Annotated in this window: 10 protein-coding genes; 2 read left to right on the top strand and 8 right to left on the bottom strand. The window is 52.1% G+C overall.

Annotated elements, in window-relative coordinates; all coding sequences use genetic code 11:
* Position 1: 1 nt before the first annotated feature.
* The 6 genes from ACTS3T_RS13610 to ACTS3T_RS13585 all read right to left on the bottom strand — a co-directional run bounded on the left by ACTS3T_RS13610 (position 2) and on the right by ACTS3T_RS13585 (position 6,516).
* On the bottom strand, positions 2-577 hold the full coding sequence (locus tag ACTS3T_RS13610; protein WP_462935209.1) for a MiaE family protein: 576 nt from the start codon (positions 575-577) through the stop codon (positions 2-4).
* A 129-nt stretch (positions 578-706) separates the two neighbouring features.
* Complete coding sequence (locus tag ACTS3T_RS13605) at positions 707-1,708, bottom strand: ABC transporter ATP-binding protein (protein WP_462935208.1); 1,002 nt, start codon at positions 1,706-1,708, stop codon at positions 707-709.
* A gap of 5 nt (positions 1,709-1,713) precedes the next feature.
* Entirely contained in the window at positions 1,714-2,748 is a 1,035-nt protein-coding gene (locus tag ACTS3T_RS13600; RefSeq protein WP_462935207.1) for an ABC transporter ATP-binding protein, read from the bottom strand.
* 114 nt (positions 2,749-2,862) lie between these two features.
* Positions 2,863-3,708, bottom strand: coding sequence for an ABC transporter permease (locus ACTS3T_RS13595; protein WP_462935206.1), 846 nt, complete (start codon positions 3,706-3,708; stop codon positions 2,863-2,865).
* On the bottom strand, positions 3,705-4,733 hold the full coding sequence (locus tag ACTS3T_RS13590; protein ID WP_462935205.1) for an ABC transporter permease: 1,029 nt from the start codon (positions 4,731-4,733) through the stop codon (positions 3,705-3,707). Before ACTS3T_RS13590 ends, ACTS3T_RS13595 begins: the two co-directional genes overlap by 4 nt.
* A gap of 103 nt (positions 4,734-4,836) precedes the next feature.
* Complete coding sequence (locus ACTS3T_RS13585) at positions 4,837-6,516, bottom strand: ABC transporter substrate-binding protein (protein WP_462935204.1); 1,680 nt, start codon at positions 6,514-6,516, stop codon at positions 4,837-4,839.
* Between the two features lie 326 nt (positions 6,517-6,842).
* Here ACTS3T_RS13585 and ACTS3T_RS13580 point away from each other — a divergent pair, with 326 nt between their 5' ends.
* Positions 6,843-8,582, top strand: a complete 1,740-nt coding sequence (locus ACTS3T_RS13580) for a CHASE domain-containing sensor histidine kinase (RefSeq protein WP_462935203.1) — start codon at positions 6,843-6,845, stop codon at positions 8,580-8,582.
* Between the two features lie 7 nt (positions 8,583-8,589).
* Here ACTS3T_RS13580 and ACTS3T_RS13575 read toward each other — a convergent pair whose 3' ends face one another.
* On the bottom strand, positions 8,590-9,273 hold the full coding sequence (locus tag ACTS3T_RS13575; RefSeq protein ID WP_462935202.1) for a response regulator transcription factor: 684 nt from the start codon (positions 9,271-9,273) through the stop codon (positions 8,590-8,592).
* Between the two features lie 106 nt (positions 9,274-9,379).
* The gene (locus ACTS3T_RS13570; RefSeq protein WP_462935201.1) at positions 9,380-11,380 is read right to left on the bottom strand and encodes a trypsin-like peptidase domain-containing protein; all 2,001 of its coding nucleotides are present in this window, start codon (positions 11,378-11,380) and stop codon (positions 9,380-9,382) included.
* A gap of 156 nt (positions 11,381-11,536) precedes the next feature.
* Between ACTS3T_RS13570 and ACTS3T_RS13565 the strand changes: the two genes are divergently transcribed.
* Complete coding sequence (locus ACTS3T_RS13565; protein WP_462935200.1) at positions 11,537-13,630, top strand: pentapeptide repeat-containing protein; 2,094 nt, start codon at positions 11,537-11,539, stop codon at positions 13,628-13,630.
* The last annotated feature ends 16 nt before the right edge of the window (positions 13,631-13,646 follow it).

Here is a 13,646-nt window from a genome sequence, read left to right as displayed (position 1 = left end):
ATTAGTGGATGGCTGGCTGCACGGGCAAAGACTGAAAAATATCGGCTTCAACCTGTAGCAGAGTGGCTAAACGCGCCTGCACGTCTGAGTCAGAATAGTATTGGGTAGCCAGAGCCAGAAACAAATCGGCATGACGCGCTTCCGCCCGCGTCAGAGACTGATAAAAGCTTTTGAGGGGCCCCAAAGGTAAGGCAGCGGCTACTTTGGCAAAGCGCTCTAGACCCCTGGCTTCGATAATGCCAGCCGTTAGCAGTCGATCTAAAAAGTACTGATCGGTACCCGATCGCAGCACCGTGCGAAACTGTTTCACATAGGCGTCTTTTTGGTCGGCTGAGGCGGTCAAGCGGCGATCGCACATCCACCGAAACACTTCGCGGTAGTGCCTCAATTCTTCAATCGCCAGATCAATCATGGCCGCTACCACATCTGGCTTGTCAGGATAGTGGGCTGCTAACGTTAGGGCTGAACTCGACGCTTTTTTTTCATTGGCGGCATGATCAATCAAAAAGCTATCAAAATCATCCATGACGGCTTGTAGCCACGCATCAGAACTTTCACAAAGCAATTGGATGGGCATAAGCGATCGCACAGACAACTCAACTAGCCTAATCGATTCCTTTCTAGTATTTCGCACTCTTGAGCAGGAAGCAAAAAGTGCCTTCACAGTTGTCCTTTCACCGACTGCCGCCTTCAGCGTTGCGCCCCGTTAGCCCGCTGACTGGCCAACGGGAAAATGACAGGCTACCCAGTGTTGATCTGCTACCGCCTGCAATTCTGGCATGACTTGCTGACAGCGGCTTTCGCCTTGGGGGCAGCGGCCATACAAACGGCACACTTGGGGGTTGGGGTTGATAGGGCTGCGAGGTTCGCCGGAAAGGGCAATGGGCTGAGGCTTGGCGGCAAAGCTGGGAATGGCCGAAATCAGCGCTTCTGTATAAGGGTGGTGCGGGGTGTTGAAGACTTGAGCGACCGAACCCGCTTCGACAATTTGACCCAGATACATCACCAAAACGCGATCGCACAGCAGCCTGACCACATTCAAGTCGTGAGAGACAAATAAATAGCTCATGCCCAACCGAGCCTTTAAATCTGCCAGCAAATGCAAAATCACCGCCTGTACCGAAACATCTAGAGCCGAGGTGGGTTCATCTAGCACCAGCAGTTTAGGATTCAGGGCGATCGCTCTGGCAATCCCCACCCGCGCTTTTTGCCCCCCTGAAAGCTGGTGAGGAAAACGGCTGAGCAAGGCAGACGGCAACCCCACTAGCTCAGCTAGCTCAGCCGCGCGGTCTTGCAACTGACGGCGATCGCGCAGCGCCGTTAAGCGCTTGAGCGGCTCGGTGATGGTGTCATAGGCGGTAAAGCGCGGGTTGAGGCTATCGGTTGGATCTTGAAAGACTAGCTGAATGCCTTTGCGGTAAACACTTTTAGGAAACTGACGCACTGCTATCGTGCTGAGAATCGTGTCTTCAAACTGAATTTTGCCAGAGGTGACGTCTAGCAACCGGGTAATCAAGCGAATCAGCGTTGACTTACCGCAGCCCGATTCGCCTACCAAGCCAACACTCTCCCCCGGTTGGATATCAAAAGACACGCGATCGACGGCGTGTAGCTGAGCGTTTTTACCCACGGGAAATACTTTGCAGAGATCGCGTACCTGCAGCAGGGGCAGCGCCGTTAGCGAGGGTGAAGCAATAAGTTGAGTCATAGGTCTTAGGCAGAGAGCGGTTTCCAACAGGCAACGGCGTGATCAGGGGTAACGTATTGGCGGGCAAGGGGAGTCTGATTGCAAAGGTTGGCTTCATAGCGATCGCAGCGCTGGCTAAAGCGACAGGGGGGCAAATCGTCCGCCTTTAAATCGGGCAGATTACCTGCAATCGGTACCAGGTCAGCAAAAGACTTATGCGGCTCTGGTGTAGCCGCGATTAATTTGGCGGTGTAGGGATGACGGGGCTGGCAGAAAAGGCGATCGGTGGGAGCAGATTCCACCACATGGCCAGCATGCATTACCACAATGCGATCGCAGTATTCAGAAGCCAGCGCCAGGTCGTGAGTAATCAGCACCGTCGCCATTTGCTGCTGCGTCACCAGATCTTTAATCAGCGTCATCACCGTCGCCTGGGTGGTCACATCTAGCCCTGTCGTCGGCTCATCCGCCACCAAGAGCTTGGGGGCACAGGCCAGCGCCAGCGCAATCATAATCCGCTGACATAGCCCGCCAGACAGTTCATAAGGATAGGCGTCGTAGCGCTTTTGCGGGTCTGGGATGCGAACACTGGCTAACATCTCCAGGGCTTTGGCTCGCAGAGCCGTTTGGGGTAAATCGGTGTGGCAACGCAGCACATCACTGATCTGCTGACCTACCTTGCGAATGGGGTTAAGCGCCGTACGGGGATTTTGAAAAATCATCGACAGTTCTTTGCCGCGTAGCTGCCGCAGAGAAGATTCCGGTTCTTTGAGCAAATCCACGGCGACGCTGTCAGTTTGTAAGCGGGCACTGCCAGCGGTAATTTTAGCCGCTGGTGCCAGTACCCCCATCAGCGTAAAAGCCGTTACCGACTTACCAGAGCCGCTTTCACCCACAATCCCTACGGTTTCTCCGGGTTGAACGGCAAAACTAACAGACTCTAGCGCCTTCACCCTGCCAGAACGGGTACGAAACTCAACCGTGAGATTTTCGACCGCCAGCAAAGCAGTCGAGCAGGCGCTCAGCAGCGGCGGCGCAGAAGCGGAGTGAAAAGAAGTCATCGTTTTTGAATTGGAAAAGACAGAAAGATTAACCCAGTTGAAATGACACGGTGCAGCCAGATGTGGCTATCAGCTAGCAAACATCAGCGATCGCCTTAGCGCTGCCACCGCTCCCTATGTCCGCATTCGCGGGTCAATCAAATCCCGCAGGCCGTCGCCCAATAAGTTGAAGCAAAAAACCGCCAGCATCAGCACCGCCCCCGGAAACAGCGCCAGCCACCACTCGCCAGAGACAATATAAGTAGCCCCTTCTGCAACCATAATCCCCCACTCGGCAGTCGGCGGCTGCACGCCCAAACCAATAAAAGATAGACCCGCTGCGTTCAAAATCGCCCAGCCCATATTCAGCGAAACATGCACCATCATCACAGGTAGCACGTTAGGAAACAGGTGCTTAGCCATAATGCGCCAGTCGCCATTGCCCGTTAGGCGAGCAGCTTCTACAAATCCGGCTTCTCGTCGCACCAGCACTTCTGAGCGAATGACCCGCATATAAAGGGGTAAGTTGATAATTGCCGTGGCGTAAATGATGTTTTCGATGGTGTTGCCCAAAGCCGCCACCAAACCCATCGCCAGCACAAATAGCGGAAAGGCCATCAGCGTGTCGATGCCCCGAGAAATCAGGCGATCGCACCAGCCGCCAAAATATCCGGCGCAGGTTCCGAGAACGCTGCCTACCCCAAAGGAGAGCGCCACCGCTAGCACAGCAATGCCCAAGTCTAGCTGAGCCGCTACCATCACCCGACTGAGGACATCACGCCCTAGCTGATCGGTGCCAAACCAATGAGCCGCACTAGGCGGCTGTAGCGCGATCGCTGAATTGCTAGCCAGAGGATCATAAGGGGCGATCGCTTCTCCCAAAACAGCTAACAGCAAAAAGCCAAAAAACAGGGCAAAGGCAGCAAAGGTAATTAGGTTTTCGCTAATCACGTAGCGGGTGTGTTGCCAGGTGGTCGTCATGCGTCTACTCCAGCTCTGGGATCAATCACGACATAGAGCAAATCAATCAGCAAATTTAGCCCCACATACAGCAGCGCCATCGTCAAAATAAACCCTTGGATGGGGGCATAGTCAGAAGCCACCAGCGCTTCAACCGCGTAAGAACCAATTCCCGGCCAAGCAAACACCTTTTCAACCAGAATGTTGGCTCCCAGCAAAAACGAAAACACAATACCCAAGGTGGTAACCACAGGCAGCAGGGCATTGCGAAAAGCATAGCCAAAGAGAATTTGGCGGGGCGGTAGGCCGCTGGCACGAGCGGTCCGAATAAAGTCGCTAGAGAGAATCCCCAGCATGGCCGCGCGGGTTACCCGGGCTAAGGGCGCTAAGGCAAACAGCCCCAGAGTTACGGCTGGCAAACAAAGCTGCGCCGCCGCCGCCCACCACAGCGCCAGATCCCCCGCCAGCAAACTATCGATTAGGTACAAACCCGTTACCGCTGGTGGGGGACTGTAGAGAATATCTAAACGCCCCAAAGGAGCCGGGAAAAGCCCCAGACGGTAATACAACACATACACCAAAAACAAGCCAGTAAAAAAGGTCGGCAGCGAAACCCCAGCCGTTGCCAGCAACCGTACCGCATGGTCAATCCAGGAGTTAGGTCGAGTAGCCGCCAAAATCCCCAGCGGCAAAGCAACGGCGATCGCAAAGATCAATCCGGCCAAAGTCAACTCCAACGAAGCTGGCAGCCGGGTTGTAAGGTCATAAACAACCGTTTGCCCCGTGGTCAGCGAAACGCCGAGATCGCCCCGGATCAAATCGCCTAAATAGAGTAAAAACTGCTCCGGCAAGGTTCTATCTAAGCCTAAACTGCGGCGGATTTCCTCAATCGCTTCGGCGGTAGCGGCAGGCCCAGCAAAAAAAGCAGCCGGATCCCCCGGTAGCGCCCGCGTTAGCAAAAATGTAATCACAATCACGCCGATGACGCTGGGCACCGCCCCCAGCAAGCGTTTACCAATGGTTCGAACGGTTGAATGCTTTGCCATAGGATGAATAGGGGATATCTTCTACGTGCGATCGCCCGCTGCTCAAGCCGCCACCGCTGAGCAGCCCGCTAGCAGCCAGTTGCGCCACCTCATCGTTGTCGATCTAAGCTTTCTGCAACTGCCGAAAGTCTAGCTGGCGGTGAAACCAGTACTGATAGCCGCTGATATTAGGCTGCATAGCTACCGATAGCTTGGGCTGAGCCAGCGGGACACGGGGCATTTCCTGCCATGCCATCGCAATAAATGCAGTCACGTTTTCGGCATACTCAGGTTGACCCGGTTCACTCGCCAAAGCCGCTTCGATGTGCTTGTCCATCGCCGCATTTTTATAAGAGCTACCGTTAAAAGTCGCGTCCTGACCGTGATAAGCATAGAAAAAGAAATAGTCAGGATAGTTGAGCCAGCCACCAAAGTTGTTGATAATCATTGGCCGACTCTTCTCAACTAGCACCGAACGAAAGTTAGCGCTAGGCACTTTTTCAATGTTGACGGTAATGCCCAATTCGGCCAGGGCTTCTTGCAGCAGCACTACGGTTGGTTCAGCCCACTCTTTTGTCCCCATGTCGAAGGCTAAAGTAGTTTCAAAGCCATCGGGGTAGCTAGACTCAGCCATCAGCTTTTTAGCCATAGCCAGATCGGTTTGGTAAGGGGTAGGCTGCGGCCACGCCACCGAGTCTGGCTCAAATTTTCCGGTGCCATAGAGGGGTACGGCTTGGCCGTATAAAGCAGTTTCCATAATTGCTTCATAGGGCGTTGCATAGGCTACGGCCTGACGCACCTTGACATCCGCAAAGGGATTGGCAGCTCCTTGCAGTTCTGGGTTGCTGTGCATATCAATGGAGTAGAGACAGTTTTCAATCGGGGTAGACACCATGGAAAATTTGTCCATAGCCGCCAGCTCTTTCTGGTCTTTTTCAGAAAGGTCATAGTTGACGTCAATATCTCCTTTTTCTAGCAGCGCTCGTCGGTTGCCCGATTCAGGCACGTTCAACACAATCACCGTCTGAATTTGGGGCAGTGGCCCTGATTTCCAGTCGTCAAAGCGCGCTAGGGTAATGCGCTCGTTGGGTCTAAACTCTGCTAGCTGATAGGCACCGCCGCCCGCATCGTTGGCATTGAGCCACTCGGCTCCCCACGGGTCGGCTTCACTCAGGTGGGGTTTGACCTGCTCTGAATTGATGATGACTGGAATCGGCACCGCCAGATCAATCAGGGTGAGCTTGTCGGGTCGTAAAAATTTGACTCGGAAGGTGTGGTCGTCCACCACTTCAAACTGTTCGGGGCTTTCTAAAGCGCCTGCTTTCATCTGAAACGTGGGAAAGCCGCCAATTAAAACAGCGCGATCAAAAGACCATTTAACATCGTTGGCGGTGACGGGTGAGCCGTCATGAAAGGTGGCGTTTTGCCGCAGGTTAAACGTAACTGATAAACCATCAGCAGCCATTTCCCAACTTTCGGCCAGTTCTGGCGCTAACACCGTGTAGTCGTAGGACAACGAACCATCGGCCAGTTCTTTGGTGCCAAAGGTCATCAAGCGATCGTACATCACCCAGGAAATGCCGTAGGCGGGGCGGTTGGTGCCAACGCGGTGCAGATCGAGGCTGTTGGGAAAGCCGCCACCTTGCACTATTGTCAACTTGGCGTCAGAAACGGGGGAGCCAGCGGCGGCAGAGTCTACTGAGGCCGTTGTCGTTGAGGGGGTACTGCAAGCTTTTAAACCGTTGGCGATCGCCATTCCTGTCGCTAAGCCCAGGCTCGTTTTGATTAAGTGTCGGCGTCTCATAGCAGCTAAAAGGGGTTGAGGGCAAATCAGCAGAACATCCATCAGCGCCCCGTCGCCTTTCAAACAGTTGACGCTGCCGAAAAAGGCAACCTGATGAGCTAAACGGGCAGGCAACGTTTTAGTTTTCAAAAAGGTGTAAAAACGACTACAATTTGAAACCTAAAAGGGCCGTGGGTGTCCTTAAGTTAGGCTTCAAGTTACTGGCAGGCGCAGCAAAATTTGGGAAAGAAATGGGGAAGAAATCGGAAAGATTGACTCATTTCAAATTCTTTAACCGATAAAAGTTACGATCGCGATCGCTACAGGTTTGGGCAGACACATTCGCGATGGTTGCTTTCTACCGCTACTTACCCGCTGGGCTGATTTTGACGCTGGGTTTGGGCATGACGTTTATAGCCACAGCCTGGGTAGAGCGTTGGGAGCGGCTAGCCCAACAAAGCGAATGGCAAAAACAAACCAGCAATTTAACCACTGCCCTACAGCGCACCCTCAATCGCTATAACGAACTGTTGTTATCTATTGGTGACCTGTACGACGCCACAGATCAGCCAGTAGACGAACAAGTCTTTAGTCGCTTTGTCCGCCGGGTGGTGAGTACCTATCCCGGCATTCAAGCCTTAGAGTGGGCACCGCTGGTTCCCCACGAGCAGCGGGCAAGCTACGAGCAATGGCTACAGGCTAGAACCCAACAGACCCAGGCCAAGATTACAGAGCGCGATCGCAAGGATCGTTTAACAGTCGCTGCCAGCCGCGATAGCTACGTGCCCGTCACCTTTTTAGAACCGTGGCAAACTAACGAAGTCGCCCTGGGCTATGACCTCGCCTCGGATCAAACGCGGCGCGTCGCTTTAGAACGAGCCAGAGATACCGGGGCGATCGCGGCTACAGCTCGCGTACAACTGGTGCAAGAAACTGCCAATAACCAGTACAGTTTTTTAGTTTTTGTGCCTGTCTACCGCCAGTTGGCCTCTACCCCCGAACTCAGACGGCAGCAGATCCAGGGTTATATTTTAGGCGTCTTTCGCATTGCCGACGTGGTAGAAGAATCGCTGAGTGACCTCAACGACGATATTGATTTTTATCTTTTTGATCAAACTGCTCAGCTATCAGAGCAGTTTTTGGGCTTTTACAACGCCCAAGCCCAGCAGGTCAGCCCACCGCCAGTCACCGCTGAGATAGCGACGATTGAGTCTTTTTGCCACAGCGGCCTCGACTGCACCCAGCCCCTGCAACTGGGGCAGCGGGAATGGCAAATTATCTTTGTGCCCACTGCGCCGCGACCGTGGTTGCGTAGCGCTTTAGCCACGCTGCTGATTGGCTGCTTGACGACCGCTACGCTGCTGATTTACCTCTCTCGCTGGCAAGCCGAACTGCGCCAAACTCGCGAACTGAGTGAACTCAAGCTGCGGCTGTTTTCGATGGCGTCTCACGAACTGCGCACCCCCTTGAGCGTCGTTAGCGTTTCAGCCCAACTGCTCGCAGCCCACGGCGATCGCCTCAGTTTGCAGCAGCAGCACCACACGCTCGATCGCATTCAACTGGCAGCCAAACGCATGGCTCAGCTAGTGAGCGATATTTTGACGCTGGCTCGGGCAGAGGCCGGCAAACTGGAGTTCAATCCAGAAATTGTCTCCCTTGCAGCGTTTTGTCAACAGCTTTTTGAGCAAATTCAGCTTCAGCCCAAACAAACGCTGGTGTTAGAAAATCACCTAATCCACGAGCAAGCCTATCTAGACAAAAAGCTGCTGCATGCCATCTTGACCAACTTGCTAGCCAATGCCGCCAAATATTCAGCCCCCGGTAGCCAAATTTGCTTAGCGATCGCAGAAGTGGGTGAAACCCTGCAATTTCAGGTCATTGACTCAGGCATTGGCATTCCGGCCGAGGCTCAAGACCAAATTTTTACAGCCTTCTACCGGGGCGGCAATGTCGGCCAAACACCGGGAATTGGTCTGGGATTGGCCGTGGTCAAAACGTGTGTTGAGCTACATGGCGGTCAGTTGAGCTTAAGCAGCACCCCTCAAACGGGCACCTGCATAACGGTCACTCTGCCCCGCATTGAATAAACCACCCTCATCGCAAGCTGGTTTGCCCCAGACGATAGCCCAAGCCATGAACCGTTTCAATCAGGTTACGAGGCGCACCCGCCTGACGCAGTTTTTGCCGCAGCGCTTTTAGATGCGCTTTAACCGTTTCTTCACCGGGCGGATCAGCCAGTTGCCAGATCACTTCCAGAATAAAGTGGCGGCTGAGCACCCGGCGACCGTGGCGCAGCAATAACTCCAAAATGGCAAACTCTTTGGGGGTTAAGCGAATAGGGGTGTCTTGATAAACCACTTCATAGGTTGTTGGCGTCAGCCGGAGATTCCCCCAGCTCAGCGTTGCCGTTGTGCCTGTCTGGCCGCGTCTGAGCAGCGCCCGAATCTGGGCAATTAGCTCACCCAAGTCAAAGGGTTTAACCATATAGGCATCCGCACCCGCATCTAAACCTGCCACTTTGTCGCTGCTGGTGTCTCTAGCTGTCAGCATCAATACGGGCGAATCAACTCCATGCGATCGCAAGCGCTGACACAAAGCCAACCCATTCAACTGCGGCAGCGTCACATCCATTAGCATCAGATCATAGGGCAGCATCTTAATGTGCTGCCAAGCCGTTTCACCGTCGTAGGCCACATCAACCGTATAGCGCTGAGCCGATAACGCTTCTGACAGCGAAGCAGCTAAATGGTTATCGTCTTCAACTAAAAGAATCCGCATTGTTCTGGTGGCTCTAGCAGTAGCAACCCAACCCATCTGGCTACTTAAGGAGTATGGGCCAATTAGCTAACTGACAATGTCAAGCCAGATACAGAAGCCCGTCTCCTTACAGCCGATAGACCAGGGGTGCAGTTGCGGCTGACGCGGCTAAAACAGCAGCCATGGGATTTAAGCTCTGGCTCCAGGTAATAATGCCATTTGCTAGGCCATCGGTTAACTGTTCAAAAAGCTGAGAACCCGATTTCTCATCAACCGCCTGTAGTAACCTTCGATCCGCAGCGTTCGTCCAAAACCCTAAATTCAAAATCAAAGAGGGCATCATCACATCCTGACAGAAAGGCAAACCATTGACGCTTTGCGAATCATCGGCACGGCTACCGCGATTGGGCAGTTCTGGCAAGGCTTTGGTCAAGGCTTGCAAAACAATATCCGCATGCGATCGCCGTTCGGCCTTATAGCCAATGTAATAAGCAGAAACACCTCTTAATTCAGGATGTTCTGAGTTGTGCATCAACGAAAATTGCAGGGCAACATCGCCTACTCGATAGTCAGTCTCAACGTTGCTTTGAGGATAGCTGCTATCGTTAATCCAGTCGATCAGGGCTAACGGATCGAGCGTCTCACTTTGAGCCACCCAAACCTGATAGTGATTGGCTTGCAGTTTGGTTTTAACCCGCTCAATTAACTGCTTTAAAACCGCACAGATGTGAACATCCTGAGCAGAAGTGGTGGGCTGTTCTAAATTTTCAATAAACGACAGAAAAATCTTGCTGGGTCGGGTAATCTGGTTGTGGACATATTCTTGCAAAAAAGCATTTAAGCTTGGCTCTCTTTTGACCTGAAACGTTTCTAAATCTTGCACAATTCGATGAATGCGAATCCCTGCACTTCCCTTTACCCTCGCCAGCATTTTTGTTTGTGGTGGCTGAGCCGCATGGGGGGTAGCTGGCTCTGCCGGGTCAGCGCCGCAGTCTTCTACTACCAGAGCATGGTGAAGGGCGACTAGTTCCCAATCTCGGTTTAAAACCGGGCAACCGGACGAACCTAGGTCGCTATCGGTCATATATTCGAGCGTATTTTCATAGATAGCCTGTACGCGATTGTCAAACAAAGTAATTTCTTTGTGCCGACCGCGCGGATGGTGAATTAAACTGACAGGCTCACCCGCAAAGCCAGCCTGAGCCAACCGCAACCGGAGCTTTTCATCAACAATATCAGCCAGTAGCGTGTCATCACAGGCCAGCGGGGGAGAAACCATCGCTGGATTAGCCGTCATGGGTAGCCAGCCAAAGTTGTCGCCCGGTGCATAATAGTCAACTTTGTACTGATCAAGTTCGGCTTGAGAGCTAAGAGAAGCTAGCTTCACCAGGCTATAGTCCAACCTTTCGTTACCAACCCAAAAATCGGCGTCAAAAGCATAGTTAACCGGATTTTGAGATCGGTTCTTGGCGTCTCGCTCATAGTTGAATTGGGCGATGCAGTCTCTGACAACCGCCAAATCGGGAAAAACGTGAAAGTTGGTTAACAAGTGATGGCGACCCACTAAAAAACCCGTAGCAAAGGGGACAATGACAGAAGCCTCTCGCTGCTGGGCTTGTTGGTGCTGAAAGTGGCGATCGCGACAGGCTAGCGCTAGCGTTTGGCCAGCATATCTTTGCCAAAAATCGGGATCGAGTTGCAAATGGATAGAAATAGGATGCAAAATTTCGGGAAAATCGTCTACGTTTTGAGGGGCTAACAGTGCCATTAAGTCGTCAAGGTTGTAGCGCCGACAGATACGACACACAGGCGCACTGGCTCGCAATCCTTTTTCTAAAAATGCAATTGGCAAAAAATCGGGTTGACCAATTGCCAAAAACTTAAATCGTGGCTGTATTTTAGCGGAGCGAGCGTTTAAAATTTTGAGTTTTGTAGCCGAAGTAATCGCTTCATCGACAAACGCTTTAACATCTCCTGCCTCTGACAAATTACTCGTAACCCATTTACAAAAGCCCGTATTGCCATCACAAATAATTTCTTGAATGGTTTTGTTGTTTACAATTCGACTAAACACTCTAAATTTTTTGGTGGCTTTCGGGGGGGGTAAATGCACTTCCTGAATTGTCATCGTTTAGCCTTTGAATGGGGGTTTAATTGGTTTCGTATTATGGCGATTTCAGGTTTCTGCCGTCTGTAGGCAGTTCAGTGATAGCTGAGTTAGCTCAAAGCGCTGTATAACTACAAAACACGACCCCAAAATTCAGGGATAATGAGAAAAAACTTGATGATTGGCAAAAAATTTTCTCAAAAAGACATTACCCGTAATCTTCAGTCTCAAGTCTTTGGCCAATCCCTCAGCCTGCATCTTTTGCTATTGATTAGCATAGCGATCCTCAGTGCCGCTGCAGGGGCTTGTATAGGCGTTCTCTGTGGCTTTATTAGCCTTGCCTTGTTTTGGGAACAATATGGCTTTTTTATTGGCCTTTGCATGGCGGCGATCGCCATTATTTGGAGCTTACAAACGATTCGGTTGGGGCTAAGTGCGGGGGTATGGTCAACCTTTGTCAGTACGCTGGTATTTTTGCTGATTTCGATGGCTATCCCGGCAGCCTCGGTAGAAAACACCCTAGCGCTTTTATTTTTCCTGGCTCTGAGCTGGATCTTGACGATTGTCAGTCTGCTGTTAGCCAGTCTTGCCTTTTCAACTCTGGCTTTAGCCGTTGATCAAAAAGCTTTCTTGAACAGCCTGTGGCTGCTATTAGCCATCACCTTAGTTTTGGCGGCTGTTTTCAGCGCTGACCAGGTGGGGGGCCAAGCCGCATCAGCCTGGCTGTCCCTGCCAATTAACTTCAAAATAGTGAAATCGCTGCTGGGTCTTTTGGGTGGAGCGGGGGTGGTTAGCGGGGCAGGGGTGGTCAGCACAGCAGAAAAACTACGCTCTCCATTTCGGTTTTTAAGAAACTGGGCGATCGCCCTTTCGACCTGCGGCAGCACCTCTTTTTATAACCTGGATCTTAGTCAGGTTGATTTGAGCGGTTCTAAACTTGCCAATACCGATCTACGAGCAGCTAAGTTCTATCGCACTTGCCTGCAAAACACCGTTGGCTTAGACAGAGCCAGGGTAGACAATCGTTACTTTGATTTACCGCATGCTGCCGTTCAAATGTTGCTGACCGAGGGCAAATGCTCCCAGCGCCACTGTCAACGGCTCAATCTGCAAGGAGCCTTTTTACAAAACGCCGATATGCGCAAGCTAGATATTTCCTACACCAATCTGGTTGGCGCAGATTTGCAGCAGGCCGATTTACGCGGCAGTTGTAGCGTGGGCACCCAGCTAGCAGCAGCCAATTTGCAGCAGGCCGACTTACGCAACGCTAACTTGACAGACGCTAACCTCACCGGAGCCGACTGTCGCTTTGCCGATTTGCGGGGTAGCCTTTTGGTGAGAACTCAGGTCGCCGATGCCGATTTTACGGGTGCAGATTTGAGTCAGGTTTGTATTGCTGACTGGAGTGTCAACGAGCAGACCAACTTGAGCGAGGTGCGCTGTGATTACATTTTTCGTAAGTATCACTCAGGCACGCCCTTAGGTCGCTATCCGGTCAACCGCAATTTTGAAGCAGGTGAATTTGCAGCGCTGTTTCAAAAACCGCCTAATGAAGTGGAATTAGTTTTCAAAGGTGACTTTAGCTATAGCGCCCTCAGCTTAGCCTTTTACAAACTGCAAACCGAAAGAGCCGATTTAGCCTTAGCCCTACACGGCATTGAACAACGGGGAAACCTGTGGATTGTCAAAATTACCAGCAGCGATTTAGAAGCCGAACGGCAGCTAGAACAGCAGCTTTCTCAGGCTTATGTCGTCACAGTCGAAGCCGACAGCTTGGAGTCCACCATTAAAGCTGCTATCTACCGCGACTACGAAGCCACCAAACAACGCCTCGCAGAAAGCCAGCAGCTTGTGCGACAGCTTGCGGGGATTTCAGAGACACAGGCTCAGGCGCTAGAAAACCTGAGCAAACAGCCGTTGGGCACGAATTTCTTTATTTCTGGCAGCACCATTAGTAACCTGGCTTCGCAAGGCAATATTGAGTATACTGAAGCCGCTCACCAGGTACGCAGCTTGGTAACCAGCCATCCAGACCCCACGCAACTGACTGGCCGTTTAGAGCAGTTGCTCAATCAGTTAACGGCTTGCAACGTGGCTCAAACGCCCCAAGAGCAGACTGAGCTGATTCAGCAAGTTCTCCTACGCGAAGCAGAGCATGACCCAGCCTTTCGACAGCAGCTAATTGCCCAAAGACAGGTTTTAGAGCAGGTGCTGCCTGCTGGCTGTGTAGCTGAGGCGATCGCTGCTATTAACGCCCAAACATTACACTAAAATTACACTACCAGAG

The sequence above is a fragment of the Almyronema sp. genome, assembly GCF_052168255.1.
In the GTDB taxonomy this organism is placed as follows: domain Bacteria; phylum Cyanobacteriota; class Cyanobacteriia; order Phormidesmidales; family Phormidesmidaceae; genus Sphaerothrix; species Sphaerothrix epifaneia.
Note: the sequence above shows the minus strand (reverse complement) of the source record. Positions and strands in the feature narration are given on the sequence as shown.

Bases quoted from the DNA above. Each gene is read 5' to 3' on its own strand.
- ACTS3T_RS13570 (WP_462935201.1), bottom strand. From the start codon at position 11,380: ATGACAATTCAGGAAGTGCATTTACCCCCCCCGAAAGCCACCAAAAAA.
- ACTS3T_RS13600 (WP_462935207.1), bottom strand. From the start codon at position 2,748: ATGACTTCTTTTCACTCCGCTTCTGCGCCGCCGCTGCTGAGCGCCTGC.
- ACTS3T_RS13610 (WP_462935209.1), bottom strand. From the start codon at position 577: ATGCCCATCCAATTGCTTTGTGAAAGTTCTGATGCGTGGCTACAAGCC.
- ACTS3T_RS13580 (WP_462935203.1), top strand. From the start codon at position 6,843: ATGGTTGCTTTCTACCGCTACTTACCCGCTGGGCTGATTTTGACGCTG.
- ACTS3T_RS13575 (WP_462935202.1), bottom strand. From the start codon at position 9,273: ATGCGGATTCTTTTAGTTGAAGACGATAACCATTTAGCTGCTTCGCTG.
- ACTS3T_RS13565 (WP_462935200.1), top strand. From the start codon at position 11,537: ATGATTGGCAAAAAATTTTCTCAAAAAGACATTACCCGTAATCTTCAG.
- ACTS3T_RS13590 (WP_462935205.1), bottom strand. From the start codon at position 4,733: ATGGCAAAGCATTCAACCGTTCGAACCATTGGTAAACGCTTGCTGGGG.
- ACTS3T_RS13595 (WP_462935206.1), bottom strand. From the start codon at position 3,708: ATGACGACCACCTGGCAACACACCCGCTACGTGATTAGCGAAAACCTA.
- ACTS3T_RS13585 (WP_462935204.1), bottom strand. From the start codon at position 6,516: ATGAGACGCCGACACTTAATCAAAACGAGCCTGGGCTTAGCGACAGGA.
- ACTS3T_RS13605 (WP_462935208.1), bottom strand. From the start codon at position 1,708: ATGACTCAACTTATTGCTTCACCCTCGCTAACGGCGCTGCCCCTGCTG.